The 18,071-nt window shown below is 45.3% G+C and carries 12 protein-coding genes; 4 read left to right on the top strand and 8 right to left on the bottom strand.

Going from position 1 to position 18,071, the window contains the following annotated elements; translation table 11 throughout:
* The first annotated feature begins 10 nt into the window (after positions 1–10).
* The gene (locus tag OH455_RS19170) at positions 11–7,861 is read left to right on the top strand and encodes a hemagglutinin repeat-containing protein (RefSeq protein WP_269982467.1); all 7,851 of its coding nucleotides are present in this window, start codon (positions 11–13) and stop codon (positions 7,859–7,861) included.
* Positions 7,854–8,243 (top strand): hypothetical protein, encoded by a 390-nt coding sequence (locus OH455_RS19165; RefSeq protein WP_269982466.1) that lies wholly within the window; start codon positions 7,854–7,856, stop codon positions 8,241–8,243. The genes OH455_RS19170 and OH455_RS19165 overlap by 8 nt, the downstream gene beginning before the upstream one ends.
* A gap of 220 nt (positions 8,244–8,463) precedes the next feature.
* On the opposite strand, the gene OH455_RS19160 is transcribed toward OH455_RS19165, so the two are convergent.
* From OH455_RS19160 to OH455_RS19145, 4 genes are all read right to left on the bottom strand, one after another.
* Positions 8,464–8,883, bottom strand: coding sequence for a hypothetical protein (locus OH455_RS19160; RefSeq protein ID WP_269982465.1), 420 nt, complete (start codon positions 8,881–8,883; stop codon positions 8,464–8,466).
* Positions 8,884–9,160: 277 nt separating this feature from the next.
* Entirely contained in the window at positions 9,161–9,487 is a 327-nt protein-coding gene (locus OH455_RS19155) for a hypothetical protein (RefSeq protein ID WP_269982464.1), read from the bottom strand.
* On the bottom strand, positions 9,484–10,842 hold the full coding sequence (locus OH455_RS19150) for a DUF3289 family protein (protein ID WP_269982463.1): 1,359 nt from the start codon (positions 10,840–10,842) through the stop codon (positions 9,484–9,486). The genes OH455_RS19155 and OH455_RS19150 overlap by 4 nt, the downstream gene beginning before the upstream one ends.
* A gap of 524 nt (positions 10,843–11,366) precedes the next feature.
* Positions 11,367–12,233 (bottom strand): YicC/YloC family endoribonuclease, encoded by an 867-nt coding sequence (locus tag OH455_RS19145; RefSeq protein WP_045976643.1) that lies wholly within the window; start codon positions 12,231–12,233, stop codon positions 11,367–11,369.
* A gap of 176 nt (positions 12,234–12,409) precedes the next feature.
* Here OH455_RS19145 and rph point away from each other — a divergent pair, with 176 nt between their 5' ends.
* Together rph and pyrE are read left to right on the top strand one after the other, a co-directional pair.
* The gene (gene rph, locus OH455_RS19140; RefSeq protein ID WP_269982462.1) at positions 12,410–13,126 is read left to right on the top strand and encodes a ribonuclease PH; all 717 of its coding nucleotides are present in this window, start codon (positions 12,410–12,412) and stop codon (positions 13,124–13,126) included.
* Positions 13,127–13,240: 114 nt separating this feature from the next.
* Entirely contained in the window at positions 13,241–13,882 is a 642-nt protein-coding gene (pyrE, locus tag OH455_RS19135; RefSeq protein ID WP_006963407.1) for an orotate phosphoribosyltransferase, read from the top strand.
* 128 nt (positions 13,883–14,010) lie between these two features.
* Here the strand turns inward: pyrE and lpxM are convergent, their stop codons facing one another.
* The 4 genes from lpxM to coaBC all read right to left on the bottom strand — a co-directional run bounded on the left by lpxM (position 14,011) and on the right by coaBC (position 17,857).
* Complete coding sequence (gene lpxM, locus OH455_RS19130; RefSeq protein ID WP_269982461.1) at positions 14,011–14,976, bottom strand: lauroyl-Kdo(2)-lipid IV(A) myristoyltransferase; 966 nt, start codon at positions 14,974–14,976, stop codon at positions 14,011–14,013.
* Positions 14,977–14,993: 17 nt separating this feature from the next.
* A complete protein-coding gene (locus tag OH455_RS19125; protein WP_269982460.1) occupies positions 14,994–15,944 on the bottom strand; it encodes a Kdo(2)-lipid IV(A) acyltransferase in 951 nt (316 codons plus the stop codon).
* A 5-nt stretch (positions 15,945–15,949) separates the two neighbouring features.
* On the bottom strand, positions 15,950–16,540 hold the full coding sequence (slmA, locus tag OH455_RS19120) for a nucleoid occlusion factor SlmA (protein WP_045976638.1): 591 nt from the start codon (positions 16,538–16,540) through the stop codon (positions 15,950–15,952).
* Between the two features lie 111 nt (positions 16,541–16,651).
* A complete protein-coding gene (gene coaBC, locus OH455_RS19115) occupies positions 16,652–17,857 on the bottom strand; it encodes a bifunctional phosphopantothenoylcysteine decarboxylase/phosphopantothenate--cysteine ligase CoaBC (RefSeq protein WP_269982459.1) in 1,206 nt (401 codons plus the stop codon).
* Positions 17,858–18,071 lie beyond the last annotated feature (214 nt).

Below are 18,071 nucleotides of genomic sequence, written 5' to 3'. Positions count from 1 at the left end.
ACAGGATGCTGTGACGGTGCGAGGTCAGTCGTTATCACAAAGTGGTGTGTTAGCCAGTGTTGGGGGCATGACGTTATCGCAACGAGACTCGGTGTCACTGACAGGTGATGTTGAGTCAGGTGGTGCGTTATCTGTCGAGACGGGCGTGCTGTCGAGCACCCAGAAGTTGTTGTCGGGCAAAGCCATGAGCATAGCGGCTGATTCAATACAAATCTCTGGTGTGGTGAGCAGCTTGTCCACCCTGATCGCTCAAGCTAAGACGCTAACACAAACTGGTCGTACCTTATCTTTAGGGGATATGACCTTAAAGGCGGCTCAAATAGTGGTTTCTGGTGAGATCCAGTCAGGCCAGAGCATGCTTATAACCGCTGACAATTCACTGATGACACAAAGCCAAAGCTCATTAAAAGCGGGAGTTGACTTAGCAGCTAATTCAAAACAATTTCATCACCAAGGAAAGTGGCTAAGTGGTGGTGATAGCAAGGTTATTGCCAAGCAGTTGAATAATCAGGGGCAATTACAATCCCACCAAGACTTTGAAGTTCAAGCGCACCAGCTGGCACATCAAGGCACGTTGGCTTCAAATCGCGATTTAGATATTACAGTGAATGGTGAATACAACAATCAGCACGCTCTGATTGCTGGGCGTAATTTACATCTGAAAGCAGCGCGCTTAGAAAATAGTTCGGAGATTAGTAGTCGCAATTTGACTCGAGTAGAGCTAGATGAAGGACTAACCAACCAGTCTGGAGGTTTAATCTCAGGCGATACCACAGAAATCCAAGCTGGTGATGTGGCTAACTCAGGAACGCTGCAAGCGATTACGGCGTTGGGATTGACCTCAGATTCGTTGCATAACAGTGGTGCGTTGGTATCGCTTTCTGATTTAACACTGCAGAGCGGTGGAACGCTGACAAACCATGGATTGCTGTATGCGGGTGGTAATGCCAATCTATTTAGTGAAAATCTGAACAACTATAGCGATGTACTATCCGGGCAGGATATGGTGATTGCTCGGAATGCAGCTAATGAACGGAACACCAGTGTCACGAACAGTTCAGGTACCATGGAATCTTCAGGTGGTGATGTTTCAATATATACTGGTAATCTGACAAATAAGAGGACAACTTTAGAGGTTCAGACGGTAGCGTCGCAAGATAAAAGAGCTCAGTACCCAGCACTTTATAATTCCAGAGGGACACAGCATGAACCTACCACAGAGTATTATAAAACTGATAATTGCACAGATAAAGAGAGAGGTAGTCAGTGTTCATGGGCATATAGGATCCTTTCTGGAGATGAGTTTACAGTACTTGCTTACAAGGAAGCCGTGCGCCTTAAAAATGCCTCTTCTGTGAGTAAAATTCTGGCAAAAGAAGACCTCGTCATCGGCGCAGGAACCGTTTTAAATAATTCGAGTCAGATAGCGGGGAAAAATGTTTCTATCAGTGCGAGCTCACTGACTAACAAAGGTTATCAGTTTTCAGAACACACTACTTACTATGATTACAAACTGATTGATGGTTGGAGTATACGCACACTTCAATTCAACAGGGTAAATACTCGTCGCGTCAATCATGGAGGTAGCCAGCTCAATAGTTCAATAACGGCTACTAATCGTTTAAACCTAAATGTCTCGAATACCGTCAACAATTCGACAATTAGAGCGAATAGTGCCGCTAGCGGCAGTACTGCGCAGTCTCGTCAATTGCAAGCAACGCAAAGTGCTGTGGTTTCAGGCCCTGATAATCTAAGCTTGGAATATTTGGGGGATGTAGACACTATTCAATCAGCTGATATAGAGACGCAGACAGTTTCTAATACTCGGTTGGCTAGAGTAGAACAGCCCGAGAGTGCAACTGAGATAAACTTAAATTCTCCTGATAGCGTTGAGATTAGCAACAACATCATACGAGAAGAAAGTCGCCAAACTACCATTTCACGTAAGAGCACTGTCAGTGCCCCATCGGTTGCACAGGCTCCTGTGTTCAATGAGCACCCCCGCCCAGATATTCGCTTAATCAGTCGGGGACCTGTTCCGTTTCCTGAGTTTCGCTTACCTACTCAGCCAAATGGATTGTTTGTTTTTAGCCCTAAACCTGAAGGGCGATATGTCATAGAAACCAATCCGTTGCTGACTAACTTGGATCAGTTCTTAGGATCAGACTACTTTCAAAGTCAGGTGGACTATTACCCAGAAGAAGACGTCACTTTCCTAGGCGACGCTTTCTATGATACTCGAGTTATTACCCAGGCTATCTTTGAGCAAACAGGCCAGCGATACCTAGGTAAAAATGTGGGTAGCGATCTGGCTCAAATGCAACAGCTGATGGATTCAGCAGCAGCAGAAAAGCAAGCGCTGGATTTACAAGTTGGTATTGCGTTGTCTGCACAACAAGTGGCAAGCCTGAGGCAAGATATTGTTTGGTACGAAACCATTGAGGTGAACGGAAAGTCTGTTTTAGCTCCGAAACTGTACCTTGCTGAAGTGACGAAGAAGCATATTGTTTCTGGAGCACAAATCGCTGCCACTCACACAGACATTCAATCTGGCGACCTAGACAATTCTGGTGAAATAGTGGGCTCCGGCTCACTAAAAGTTGTTAGCCAAGATGGGATTAGCAACAAGAGAGGAACGATACGTGGTGGTAGCGTATCGCTAACAGCCGAGAACGATATCCTGAACCTCAGCGGTGATATTTTAGGTGAGAACCTTGCCCTAACCAGCTCATCTGGCAGTGTGATCAATGAAACTTTAGTGAAAGAGCTCCGCGCAATGCATGGCGGAGGAGAAAGTGTTTTCACAGATATTGGGCGTACTGCCAACATTGGTTCTGGTAACTCTCTAAGTATTAATGCAGGAGAAAACATCGAGAACATCGCTGCGTCAATCTCTGCGGGTGGCGATGTTTCTCTGGCTGCAGTTCAAGATATTGTTCTGGATACAAAAGCCAATACACATGCATTTGATGTAGATCTGGGACGAAAACGCGTTGGAGAGAAAACGACAGAGCATATTGGTTCTAGCATTGGTTCAGGTGGCCAACTATCTATAGTTGCAGGGCGTGATGTTTCTGTCACTGCCAGTGAGATTAGTGCCATTGGGGATTTGAACATACACGCCATTGGGGATGTGACGGTTCAGACAGCAAAGAATCTACAATCCGATCACCTGTATCGCTCTGGTTATTCAGAATTAAACCGTTCAACAAGTCATCAAGGGTCTTCATTAAGTGGCTCTGATGTCGTCCTGACTTCGGGGTCAGATATCACTTTATCTGGAAGCCAGATCATGGCCGAAGGGTCGGCTTCGCTGAAAGCGAAACAGGATATCAATGTACTTGCCGTTAATGATAGCCAATATCACTTTGATAAAACGGTAAGTAAGAAATCATTCGGCCGAAGCAAGACCACAATCAACGAAACCTATCATGAGCAGGCGAAAGGAAGCGTTATTGCGGCTGGTGAGGACATCACACTGACGGCACAAAACCTAGATTCAACTTTGACTCCAGGTGGCGACAGCGATATCCGTTTGATTGGTTCAGAGCTCAATGCTCAAGAACAGGTCAGCCTAACAGCGGATGGTGATGTCACATTAGCCGCTCAGTCATATAAAACATATGAACGTCACGAGTCAATCAAGAAAGGCTTTGGTGGATTAAGCGGTCATCGCAAAGGAAGTATCGATGATGCGACCCTACTCAATAGCAGTTATGTGATTAACTCTGGCGATGTCTCTGTTACTTCAGGTCAGAGTATTGGTGTTCTGGCGAGTGAAGTGACTAGCGGGGGTGACGTTAATTTGAACGCCATTGACGATGTGTTAGTGGCAGCCGGTGAGGTCTTGAAGCAGAGTCAGCAGTGGGATGAGAAATCTTCCTTCCTGAGTGGCGGTAACTTGTTTGAAATGGAGAAAAAGCGTCAAGGTGAGCAATCTTCAACTGCACAAGCAAGCCAAATTTCGGCTGGCGGTAACCTAAATGTTGAGGCAGGTTCGATTAAAGTGGTGGGTTCAGGCCTCACTGCTGGGCAAGATGCTTCGCTAAAAGCAGACACGGGTAATGTTGAAGTACTTTCAGCGAAGGAATCTATTTCTCGCTTCGAAAGCGAAGAAAAACTATCTGTCGGCCTGGGCGACTTTAATCAGGGAATTAGCTTTGATGACGGTACCCTTAAAGTCACATTGGGAGAAGCAAAATACGATAAAGTTACCACACAAAGCGAAGAGATACGCCATCAAGGCAGCGCTATTACATCGAGAGGTAATTTATCTTTATCTGCAGAGTCAGACATTCGGGTTGAAGGCTCAGACTTACGCGCAGATGCAGATAGTGATCGCATAGGGGATCTAAACCTAGAGGCGAAAGATAGCATCATCGTCAAAGAAGTCGTCGATCAGTTCAACGAGCAAAAAGAAGAAATACATGGTTCGGCAGAAGTCAGTTTGGTGGTTCAGCATCAGGCTGCGGAAGTAGCCAAAGCAGCCGAAGCACTAAAAGACTCAACCAAGCGTCTTAAGAAAGCGCAGCAAGACTATAAGCAGTACAAAAAAGGACTCGATTCACTTTCTTCAACCCTAGCGCGTCTAGAGCAAGAGTATTCTGACAACAAGCCGGGTGTCTCATTTGAAGATGTGGAAGAACTTCGTGATTTAGTGTCTGACGTTAAGAGTGATGAAGCTTGGTATGTCTCAGGGGTTGCCTTAGCGGCCGAAGATGTCACATCCAAGACAACACTACTTGCTCAGCAGAGCGCAGCTGCATCACAAAGTGCCGCTACTTATGGGTTTAATGCGGGTCTTCACCTTGATATTCAAGCTAGCCAAACTGATTCTACCACGCAGCAGACTACGTCAATTGGGTCAAATCTGTCAGGTCAGAATGTCGTATTAAACGCAGGACAGAAAAACGGCGATCAAGCCTTAGTGCGGGGCTCGATAGTTGAGGCTAAAGAGAGCCTGACGGTAGCTGCCAATGAGGTCAATTTAGAAGCATCTCAAGACACTTACCATCGCCAGTCTCAAACAGAATCTGGCTCTGTAGGTGCTTCTCTCACCGTGTATGGAGCATCATCAGGAATAAACCTCACGGGCAGTTCCAACCGTAGTGAAGAAACAACAACAGCGACGACACACACCAATAGCAAGTTGAGTGGGCAGCATATTGCTATTACCTCGCAAGCCGATACCAATGTGAATGGTGCTAACGTCGCGGCCAACGATAGTTTGGTGGTGAATGTTGGCGGAGACCTGAATATCGCCTCAGTGCAAGACCGTCATAGCTCGACCAATAAAGGGCAAGGTATAAGTGGCGGCTTATCGCTTACAGGGGGGAGTGACGCCGGACAGCTGACTGGAGGCAGTTCAGGCATCAACGCTTCCAATGGACGCACAAGCAACAAGCAAACGATTGAAACCCGTTTGACCTCAAACGGTAGCTTAGATATTGATGTTGTCGGTAACACGGATCTTAAAGGTGCCACCATTGCAGCTCTAGACGATGAGGGCAAAGACAGTGGTCAGCTTAACCTATCCACAGGCTCCTTCACTTATGCAGACCTTTCGAACACCAGTTACAACCAAAATAGAAGCATGGGGTTAAACACGAGTGTCGGAGTAAATGACGGTGAACTGGATTCAACCAATAATTCAACGTCTGTTCAATACAAGAATACGTCGGGTTACAGCAAATCCAAGACACTGGCGACAATTGGTCAAGGTAATTTGACTATTGTGGACTCAGAAAACTCCGACGACACCTCACGCCTAAATCGCGACATTGAACATACAGATAAAGACTTGTTTAGTGTTGACCGTCAGCAGGGGGATATCGATGTTACGGTTGATCATCGGTTGTTGACCGAAGATGGGCGAAAAGCGATAACGGAAGATGTCGAGAGAACAAAAAGGTTAGGTCAAGCTGTTGGAGATGTGGCAACCAAAGACTCCATCGTTCTAACTGATACCTTGGATCATATTGATGACGTGCAAAAAGATCTGGATGTCCAGAAGAACCTTGCGCTCTCTGATGGTGGTAAATCTGTTGATATTCTAGAGAATAAACAGAACTACAGCGTTGAAGAGTATGACCAAGCGTTAAATCAGTATGCTCAGGCTTATGCAAGCGTTTATGGCGTGACGATTGAAAGTGCCAAAGCGGTTGCGACTGAAAAATTCCAAGGGATGACGTACTCTAACTCGGCGCAGGGCAAAGCAACCGATTCCAGAGTTTATATAGATTATAACAATAATGATGGTGCAACAGGTGTTGCTGAAACCATGGGGCATGAAGCCGCTCACGTACGGATAGATCAAGGGCAAACCCGACTCCGTGAAGGTGAATTGGCCGAAGAGTACGCAGATACCTTTGGTGAATATTCAGCTGATGGTATAGAGTTTTCCGCTGGTAGTTATACCAATGTACAGTTGAATAATCCTAAGACTGAGAATGGTCAAATAAGTAGTCAGGATAAAATTCAACTGCTTAAAAATACCACTGATATGTATCAGGATATAAATCGTGATGCGCAGGGTGATGGAGTTGTTAATTACCGTCAGCTCTATGCTGATGAAGCCCGAGTAATTGCGGGTCATGCTGAAGATTATGCGACCGAATATGGTTTGACAGTCGAGGAAGCAAAAGCTGAGTTAATGCAGCAAGCATTGCTTCAGGTTGATAAAGGTTGGTCTGAGCAAGAGCATATCTCAGAGAATCCAAGAGCTAGAGCAGCTTTAGAATCACTGGCAGCCTCTCAAACTGATCCCGCATCGGAGTCTGTGGGGGATCGTACTTTCCTTGATGTGGTCTTTGATACTGAAACCAGTGAGTACTTTAAACCAAACGATGAAGCGACCTTCAACGATAGCACCATTAATGCAGGAGAAGTGGTTACTATTGACGCTGGCTTGGCCACGGGTGAGCAAGGGTTTTACACCAAGTACGCAACAGAAAACGGTGAAAAACCGCTTGAAGTTGGTATTGGTGATGCTGCGGAGCAAGTGGTAGATAATGGCTCTAAGATTGTTGATGCTGTTAAAGAGGATCCTATTGGTTTCGCCGAGCAATTTGCGGATGGTGTTGTTGATGCTGTAGAAAACTTCGTTGAGAACCCAGAGCAACTGATCTTTAGCGACAGCAATGGCACACCACAAGAGCAGCAACATGTTGCTGAGCTGATGGGTGATCAGGATGCAGCCATAGATGCTGCGGCAGAGCGATTGATTGAGGATGTTAGTAGTTTTGGTGGACCAATTGCGAAAGCACCAGCTAAAGCGGCTGCCAAGGAGACGTTAAAGCTTGGGAATAAGATTGCTAAAGATGTAACGGATGTTGATTTTGACTTTGATGATTTGCCGGATGTTGATGCGCCTAAGCTGTTTGATGTTGGACACGGTGATCCAACATATCGACCACCAGAATCACCAGAGCACCCAATTACTGCTTATCCGGCACCAGAAGGTATGCGGGTCTGGCAAGCGGTTGCTGAAGGTCAAATTAATCCTGAAACTGGTCAAGTAGACCGAATCGGTGGTTTCTTCACAAGAGATACAATTAATAGCCAGGATGAAGTAGTGTATGATTTTGCTGTAAAACCTGAGTGGGGACCACAGAAAACTCATGTACAGGAGTTTGAGATTAAGCCTAGAACGCAAGTACAAGAGAGTGTTATCGGTCCTCAAGTTGGAAGTGACGGTACGATATACCCTGGTGGGAAAAATCAAATTGAACCGCTCATTGAACCAGGACAAAGACAGGAGCAATTAATTCCCGTTGGTGTTGCAAAACCGTTACCTAAGAGTGTTAGTAAGTTGGGTGATTGTGGAGCAATACTGGATTGCAAAGGTAAACTAAATGAGTGATATAAATTATCAGTATCTCAGGCCAAAGAAAGAGGGGGTGTTATCCTTCTCTGATGGCGATAAAATTAAGGAAATCAATTTAGCGTATCGTTTTTCATACTGTATGGCTTTAACCGAGATGAAGCTCTTATGTGTTTTTGATGATCTTGGTAGTAAACATTCACTAGAGGCGGGAAAGGTTTATGATTTCGATGGTAATTTTTGCTTCGATATTCCATATCCTAGTTGCTTAAACCTCGGTAACGAAATAGAACTATTCTTTAGCTGGTGTTCATATTCATGTGAAGGGTTAAATATTGTCTTTAGTGCAAGTAAGACAACAGTTAGAGATTTCTCGGTTGTATATGATCTAGAGAATAGAGTTTATTCAGATAAAGAATAATTTAGACAATAACATACAATAACAAGGACAGGCACCATAAAGAATACCGACTAGCAACTCATTACCCTCTCCTTATTTTCAGCCTACATAACCATCAATCATGAACCTACTGATGGTTTTGTCGGCTATTATGACGATAAATGCGAAATGAAGAATTGATGAGGCGTGACAAGGCAGGCAACCGTTAGGTACGCATTTTAAATGCTGAGTTCACTCAGGCTCACTCAATTTGAAAGGCGTGCACCCTTTGCCTATTCAAACTAGATTTGAAGCGGTTCAGAGTGTGGCGAGACGCTATGTAAAACACGCGCTTAGATTCAAGCTGAGTAACGACCTTTAACCATTCTGACTGAGAAAGGGATAGCCGCTGCAAAATTGGCGGGAGCTTTTTACTTATACTCGCTTTTCCTTGCCTGAACTGCCTCGCACTCCAATCGACCAATTCGATGTAATCAACCAATCGAAAAGGAATGCCTTGAATCATGTCGTTGGAAGGGTTGCCAATAAAAGGCGCTAGGGGTTCCGGTGTTAATTGATGGCTGGCAATGGCATCCAATCTCAGTTTTATCGAAGTATGAGGAGACTGCTCTGGAGTATCGGCGATGTTTGCCCTGACAGGGTTTAAATCTGTATAGGCCATCGCAGCTAACAGAGCCTTTTCGTCGAGTAAGGCCTGACATTTGTAGCGGCTTTCCCAAAAGTGCCCTTTGCATTGGTCTTCTTGGTTGGCCTTTAGCGCAATCTCAAAATTAAGCTCTTTAAAATAACAAGGACAGGTACCATAAAGAATGCCGCTCCATAAGGTTTAAACTGACTGTATTTCTAAGGGTTTAGCATAATTAGATCACATTAGTTAACCAAGTGCGATCCCGCCTTGGCTCCTACATGTCGATACGGATTAAAGAATTGTAGTTAAATCATCCCAAATACACCGCGATAGAAAAAATACCAACGGGTAAACCACCGATAAGCATATAAGCCCCAAACCACCACCAAAGTTTTTTGTAGGCGGTATATATAGAGCCTATAAAAAAACCGGGAACCATAACTACAATGGATACGGAATCAAACCAGCTTTGAGATATATAACCTGTTGGTTTTTTTCCATCTCCACTATATTCAAATGTATCATCAAGTAAAACGCCATCAGGGATTAAATCTATTCCAAAGACCACACCAAACCACGCCAAACCTAGAAAAAGCAGAGGGATAGCAAGCAAAATATATCTAATTAATATTCTCATAGTTCAAAGTCTATTTTAGTGATGAATGGTTTATAACCGTATCCTTTAAAGTGTTGAAGCAAATACCAAGAGCGAAATCCTTCCAACTGTTCGTATTGCTTTTTAATACCATCGCTAAAATCATGATTAATGTCATTAGTATCGAGTCCAAAGTGATCTTGAACTTCATACTTAAATATCCCTCTAATTTTATTTCCTTTGTATTCAAGTCGCTCAACATAAACACGCAATGACCAAATATCGTGAATACTAAGCACTGTACCATTATAAAGGTCTCTGCTACGTGGACTTGAATCAAACTTAGGCAGCCTCTCACCTTCTGAGGACATCATGTATTGACTTGAAACGCTAACGATATCATCGGGCAATCTCCCGTTTTTAAGGCTCTCTTCTAAGCATTTTTTTAGGGCTTGATGAAAATTAGAAGTAGTTTTGTGTTCCTTTAACGCATTAGTTAGCAATGGGTTACTGTAGTAACCGCCCTCATTACGCTCAAATTTATCAACCATTTCAGAAAAAACAGAGCTTGTTTCAAACCCTAAAATGCTACCGACGGTAACGTTAGAGAAAACCTTCCCTAAAAACCTCATACGTTCGAAATGTTCACTTGCAGGTAAGGAAAATTGGTCTTCTGACACTGTATAATTAGAAGCAGGATAGCCAGCTTGAGGCGCAGCGTAACTGTCTTTAAATGGCTGCATAAATCCGTAAGACTCTATTTTAAAACGATCTTCATCTCCGAAATTCATATCCGGAGCATCAAAATCATCCATATTATTTTTTGTTTCAAAAACCAATAACGGAAAATCTCCCGCCACAGGTTGCCACTGTTCTTGAACGGATTCGCGTCCATCTTCGCTGGCTTGAATTTCAGGCAAATTGGGCTGAACGGAGGCTGTCTCTGCACTTCTATCTGACGGCTCATGAACAACTTCATTCGTAAACTGTTCGAAAATGCCCTTTGATACGTCACCCATTGGTTTTAAAGGACGCTCAAGCGGATTAGCCAAACCATCTTCCGTAGGATTTAAGCGACCACGGATCGCATCATTCATATTTTTAAATGCCTTGATGCCTCTTGCTTCAAACGCAAGCTGTTCCTGCTCTTTCTTTTGGTAAAAAGCATTCTGATCCGGTGTATATGCTCTTTGGGCATCAAAAATGTTTGGATATGTGACTCTTTTATAAACCAATGAATTCACAATAGGATTATGCCCTAAATGTTGCTGCATCGCGGTTTGGTCATAATACATATCAACCGCTTGATCATATGTGACATGACACTTTTCCCAAAAAGCACTACCGCGCTGTGCGAATGGATAGCTTCGACCTTTCGGTGGAGGATTCCTGCTCATGATTTACTCACATTATTGAATAAAGAGCATGAAATCATAACTATTTTTCTTGGTGCGTAATATGGGTGATTATGTTCAATGTAACTAATATTATTATATTTTATATATTAATAAACTCTTTTCTTGTGAGAGTGTAAATCATACAGGGCGACCGTACGTGTGTTTAATATTTGATCTAAAAATAAATAACAAAGACAGGCACCATAAAGAATATTTCCCAGCAATGTGTTGCCTTCTCTTTACTGTCCGCCTACACAGTCATCATTCATAAGGCTACTGATGGTTTTATTGGTTATTATGGCGAAAAATGCGCAGTGGAGAATTGATGAAGCGTGACAAGGTAATCCAATCGCGGGGTATGCCTTGAATCATGTCATTGGAAGGGTGGCTAATAAAAAGCGATAGAGATTCGGGTGTTAATTGATGGGTCATAACGGCATTATAATCCTCCCCAAAAAATAAAGGGCTCCAATAGGAACCCTTTATTTTCAAAGCATTTAAGTTAAATGAATAACGATGAAATGCTATTCAATATTCTGGATCTGCTCGCGCATCTGCTCAATCAGCACTTTTAGTTCAACGCCAGATGCGGTGATGTCAGTACTGATAGACTTGGATGCGAGCGTGTTCGACTCACGGTTGAACTCTTGCATCATAAAGTCGAGACGACGACCACAAGCGCCACCTTTTTTCAGGATATTGGTCGCTTCTTTAACGTGAGAGTCCAAGCGGTCCAGCTCTTCTGCTACGTCTGACTTCTGCGCCAATAAAATCAGCTCTTGTTCGACCCTTGAAGGGTCAAGTTCAACTTTAGCATCTTCAAATTTGGCAAACAGGCGCTCACGTTGCCAATCGAGAATTTCCGGCATGCGAGCACGAACTTTAACTACTTCGTCAGTAATGGCTGATAAACGCTGTTCAATTAGCGCCTTCATGTTTTCGCCTTCACGGCCACGGGCTTCGATAAATTCGCTTACTGCTTGGTCAAAAGCCGCCAACAAATCCTTGTTTACCGCATCCATGTCCTGCTCAGAAGTTTCCATCACACCCGGCCAGTTCATGATCTGGAAGGGGTTAAGACGGCTTTCGTCACCCGTCATCTTCATCACTTGGCTAGCGGCATTGATCACTTGTTGTGCCAAGCCTTCGTTAATGCTTAGCTCGCCTTTTGCTGCTGGGTTAGCTTCAAAACGCAATGCACATTCGACTTTACCGCGTGCTAGGCGCTTGCGAAAACGCTCGCGAAGAACGGGTTCTAAACCTCGGAACTGTTCCGGTAGGCGGAAGTAGGTTTCCAAGTAACGTTGATTCACACTGCGGATTTCCCACACAGCGGTACCCCAATCGCCTTTCACTTCTTTACGTGCGTAGGCGGTCATACTGTAGATCATCGAATTTTCCTATTTCATCATCTTTGAAAATAACGCGTTGCAATAGTAGCAGAATGCACGAGATTTGGAACGCAACACCGTGGGGTGCTTTCCCGATATCCTGCTTTCTGCTAGAATCCTGCTCCAACCAAATTCGTCTCCCCCTCTCGTTAGGTAGATAACTAAGGTAGATGCCCATGCGTCCAAATGACCGTCAGGCGGATCAAATTCGCCCAATCAAAATCACTCGTAATTACACGGCTTACGCTGAAGGCTCAGTTTTAGTGGAATTCGGCAACACAAAAGTATTGTGTAATGCGACCGTTGAAGAGAATGTGCCACGCTGGCTAAAAGGTCAGGGCAAGGGCTGGGTGACGGCTGAATACGGCATGTTGCCACGTTCAACGCATTCACGTATGCGTCGTGAAGCTGCAAGTGGTAAACAGGGTGGTCGTACCATGGAAATCCAGCGTCTGATTGCACGTAGTCTTCGTGCCGTGGTTGACCTAGAAGCGATGGGTGAGATTATGGTCACTGTCGACTGTGACGTAATTCAGGCTGATGGCGGTACACGTACCGCATCGATTTCAGGCGCTAGCGTGGCAATGGCCGATGCGTTCAAGCACCTAATTGAAAACGGTAAGCTGAAGAAAAACCCGATGAAAGGCCATGTTGCTGCTGTTTCAGTCGGTATCCTAGGTGAAGATGTGTTGTGTGACCTAGAGTATGTCGAAGACTCTGCCGCTGACACGGATATGAACGTGGTCATGACGGAAGATGGCCGCATGATTGAAGTTCAGGGTACCGCAGAGGGCGAACCGTTCACCCATGCTGAACTGATGAAGTTATTGGAGTCGGCGACTAAAGGGGTCACCGAGATTGTAGCGGCGCAGAAGGCGGCGTTAGAAAATTGATTTAGATAGCTCCCACAACGGGGGCTATTTTTTTATCAAAATTTGGCCAAGGCTAGGTTTTGAACTGTTTATAAACCGTCTAGACAACTAGACCTTTTATTTAGAGAGAAAGTGATGAAAGCATACCAGCGTGAATTTATTGAGTTTGCATTAGAGAAAGAAGTACTAAAGTTTGGTGAGTTTACTTTAAAGTCAGGTCGTAAGAGCCCGTATTTCTTTAACGCTGGTCTTTTCAATACGGGTCGAGATTTAGCGCGTTTGGGTCGATTCTATGCCGCTGCGCTGGCAGATTCTGGCATCGAGTTTGATGTTTTGTTTGGCCCAGCATACAAAGGGATTCCAATTGCGACGACCACAGCCGTTGCATTGGCGGATCATCACGAGATAGACACGCCATACTGCTTTAACCGCAAAGAGGCGAAAGACCACGGCGAAGGCGGCAACCTTGTTGGTAGTGCGCTAGAAGGCCGTATTATGCTGGTTGATGATGTGATTACTGCGGGTACTGCGATTCGTGAGTCGATGGAAATTATCAAAGCCAATGGAGCAGACTTGGCTGGTGTATTGGTGGCGATTGACCGTCAGGAAAAAGGCAAAGGTGAGTTGTCTGCGATTCAAGAAGTTGAGCGTGACTTTGGCTGTGCAGTGATCTCCATTGTTAGCTTAGGTGACTTAGTGACTTATCTTGAAGAGAAAGGTAATGCGACCGAGCACCTGGAAGCGGTAAAAGCTTATCGTGCTGAATACGGCATCTAATAGAGCGCTATAGAAGAGGTTTAGCCACAGTAAAACAAGTGATTGAGCCTCACGCTGCAAATATTAAAAAGGGTTGATGCCGATGCATCAACCCTTTTGGCTTCTTGCCTCTCACGAGCTTTTATTACCTAGTGAGAGTTATCGTAGATTTCGCTTCCGTCGCGCTGCGTTTTTAATAACGACAGGTTCCACATGTATTGTTCAGGATGCGGTCTGACCAAATCTTCGATCGCTTGGTTCATTGCACGAGCATCAGCTTCTTCATCGCCGGTTGGGAAGTTTTCCAAGGCTGGCAGAATGTGCACTTCGTACTTACCCGATTTGTCGTTGTAAGCAGGCAAAACCGGAATCACCTTGGCTTTCGATAGGCGCGCCATCTTGCCAAAGCCTTTTAGAGTTGCTTTCTCTGTACCAAAGAATGGGACAAATACCGAGTTGGCGGCGCCGAAGTCTTCATCTGGTAGCCAGTAGCCAAGATACCCATCTTTAATTGAGCGTACGAAAGGTTTTACCCCCGCTTCCCGAGCGAAGATACGACCACCATATTGCATACGCTGCACTTGCATTAGCCAATCGCCGATTGGGTTGCGCTGCGGCTTCATGATGGTGGTGACTTTATAGCCCTTCGCCGCCAGCATCACGGCTGGATAATCAACGGCCCAAGCGTGAGGCGCTAAGATGATCACTTTTTCCCCCGCGTCGAGCAGCGGTAAGATGTTCTCTTCGCCGATCATGACACCGCGGTCTTGGTTGTGTTTGGTTGAGCGAATCAGAAATTCAGAATAGCCAAATAGGTACTGAGCGGCCTTAACAAAGGTTTCTTCCAAAATCTCCTGACGTTCTTGGTCTGACTTTTCAGGGAAACAGTATTTGAGATTCACTCGCGCACGACGTACCACACGACCATTTTTGCGTACCACAAATACAGACAGTTTTCGCGCCAAGTTATCGCGCCAGCGGTAGGGAATAAAGGCCAACAAGGTGGCAAATAAAATGCCCAGCCATGTACCCCAGTGTTTAGGGTGTAAAAATGCCCACTCAAAGGTAGGGTTATGCAAATGTTTATCGATGCTATTTTTATCGTTGTTGCTCATTGAAAGCAGCACCTATGTTATTGATATCTTGAGTTAGTAAGAGAGTGGTCTGGCAACGATTTAAATCGCTTGTGTAGCCACATCCACTGTTCCGGAGCGCGCATGATAATCTCTTCGACGAATTTATTCATGTAGGTAGCGGCCGCCGTTTCATCTTTTTGTGGAAAATCTTGGTCGATAGACTTATCGGCCATGATTTCGTATTTGCCGCTTTGGTTGCGGAACCCTGAACCCGGCACGATGGCACTCTTACTAGTGTAAGCAAGGATGCTGGTTCCTGTTGTTGTACAAGCTTCTTCAACAGCAAAGAAAGGCACAAACACAGATTTATTGTGGCCGTAGTCCTGATCCGGCAGGTAGAACAGGCGATGGCCTTGGCGTAATACGCGCACCATTTGTTTAAGATCACGACGATAAATGAGTTGGTTGCCGTTACGTGTGCGCCCTCTGTATTGGATGAACTCGTAAGCAGGATTGGTGTGGGGGCGGTAAGCGCCGTATCCAGGTAAACCCAGAACACCAAATGCACGAGCAGTAATTTCTAAGTTCAGCGCATGCACACAACAGAGCAGCACACCCTTACCTTCATCGTTGAGCCGCTGGAGCTCTTTGATGTCTTTTGCAATCAAAATACGCTTAAAACGCCAAGTGGGCCAAAACCAAGTAATGCCAGTCTCAATTAAAGCCATACCCGTGTTTTTGAAGTTCTCTACGACCATGCGGTCGACTTCTTTGGCCTCCATCTCAGGAAAAGCCAGCTCAAGGTTACGTTTGGCGATTTTGACGCGGGATTTACCCAACTTCATGCCTAACGCACCAATACCTCGGCCGATTTTAAGTAATAGGGCGTAAGGAAGCAGATTGACGGTCAGGGCCAGCAAACCAAACCCAAACCATACGCCCCAATATTTAGGGTGAAGCAGGGCTGGGGTAAATTGAGGTTTTTCGACGCTATTTTTTTTGCTCATAGTGATTACTTAATTTGTGCACTCAAGAGTGACCAGTATTCTTCAAAGTTGGCCGTGGGTTGATATTTAAAATCTGAGCGAACGAAACGGTTTAGGCTACCTTCAACTTGACCAAGCAACTGTGCTGCCAGAATGCTTTCATCAACGGGGAAGGATTTCTCTTCTCTGATTTTTCGCTCACGCAGAATCTGACGAAGGGAAGTTTCAATACGTTCAAACAGTTGGTTGATGCGCTCTCTCAATCGTTCATTTTCAAACATCAGTGCGTGTCCGGAGAGAATACGCGTTAATCCAGGGTTGCGTTCTGCAAAGGCCAGAATCAGCTGCAGGACTAAACGGATGCGCGTCAAGGTATCTTTTTCTTCATCCAGAATGCGATTGATGCGCGACATCAAGGATTCCTCGATGAACTCGATCAGGCCTTCAAACATGCGCGCTTTACTCGGGAAATGGCGATACAACGCAGCCTCTGAGACGCCAACATGTTTTGCAAGCTTGGCAGTCGTGATACGAGATCCCCCATCGTTAGATTCGAGCATTTGTGCAAGTGCTTGTAAGATTTCTTCCCGGCGGTTGCTTTTTCTTGTTCCGGCCATGAACGTGTTCCTTTTGTTACCACTGTTGATGCCCGTAGACACGGGCATTCGCCCAACTTAGCAGGCTAAGACGGGCGGAATAGACGAATATCTGATTGTTAGAATAGCGACTTAATTGTCTAACTTTGCGGCGATAATTGTAAGTATCTGCTTCGCAATTTGTTGTTTTGATGCAAGGGTAAGTGATTGCTCACCATCTTTCCAGTATAGGTTAATTGCATTGTCGTTGCTGTTGAAACCTTGTCCTTCTACTGAGACATCGTTGGCACAAATCATATCGAGATTTTTCTTGGTCAGTTTAGTCCGCGCGTAGTGTTCAACATCCTGAGTTTCCGCGGCAAAACCCACGGTAAACGGGCGCTGTTGAGTCATACCAGCAACGGAGGCAACAATATCTGGGTTTTTGACCATAGTGATGGTCATTTGTTCGCTGTCATCCGTCTTCTTAATCTTCTGCTCTGAAATCGCTTGTGGGCGATAATCCGCGACAGCTGCACAACTGATGAAAACATCATGCTCGCCAGCCTTGTCCATTACGGCGTTATACATATCTTCTGCACTCGCCACATCAATGCGCTGCGATCCAGCTGGTGTTTTAAGATTCACTGGCCCAGCGACTAACGTGACCGTTGCACCGAGTTGAGCCGCTGCTTCAGCCAATGAGAAGCCCATTTTCCCTGAGCTGTGATTAGTGATGTAACGTACTGGGTCGATGGCTTCGCGGGTTGGCCCGGCAGAAATCAATACTGACTTACCTTTGAGAGGTTTGTCGCCCCAGAACTGTTCGCACAATCCCACGAGTTGCATTGGCTCTAACATTCGGCCAGGACCGACATCGCCACAGGCCTGTTCACCCGCTGCAGGCCCCCAGATGCACATACCGCGTTTCTTTAGCGTCGCAATGTTCTCTTGTGTTGCTTGATTGCGATACATCTGTTGGTTCATCGCCGGAGAGACTGCAATTGGAGCATCGGTCGCAAGTACCAGTGTGGTGAGTAAATCATTACCCATCCCTGCTGCCATACGTGCAATTAGATCAGCGGTGGCCGGTGCAAGTAGGACCAAATCGGCCCATTTAGCCAACTCAATATGGCCCATTGAGGCTTCTGCTGCCGGATCCAATAAGCTATCGGAGACTGGACGTCCGGAGACCGCCTGCATTGTCAGTGGCGTAATGAACTCTTTTGCTGCTTTCGTCATCACAATCTGAACTTCAGCGCCACGTTCAATCAGACGACGTGTTAGGTCGGCACATTTATAAGCGGCAATACCACCACCGATACCAAGTAGGATCTTTTTGCCCGCGAGTGTTTGCATGATGATCATCCTTAAAAAATACTGCGCGTAGATTACCACGCAGCCAATAGAGACTCTAGAAATGGAAAGTGTTGTTGCAGATTCTGTGCGTTTTTGCCCTTTTCTTTCTTGCTCTTTTATATACCTATTATTTGCATAAAATCTTTCACTGCGACGAAGATAATGGTTTTGATTGCCAGAGAGTGAGCAGGAGAGTTTAAGCTAACGTCACTCA

The sequence above is a fragment of the Vibrio sp. T11.5 genome (assembly GCF_027587155.1).
GTDB lineage: Bacteria > Pseudomonadota > Gammaproteobacteria > Enterobacterales > Vibrionaceae > Vibrio > Vibrio neptunius.
The sequence above is the reverse complement of the archived record's forward strand: the minus strand, read 5'-3'. Positions and strand labels throughout refer to the sequence as shown.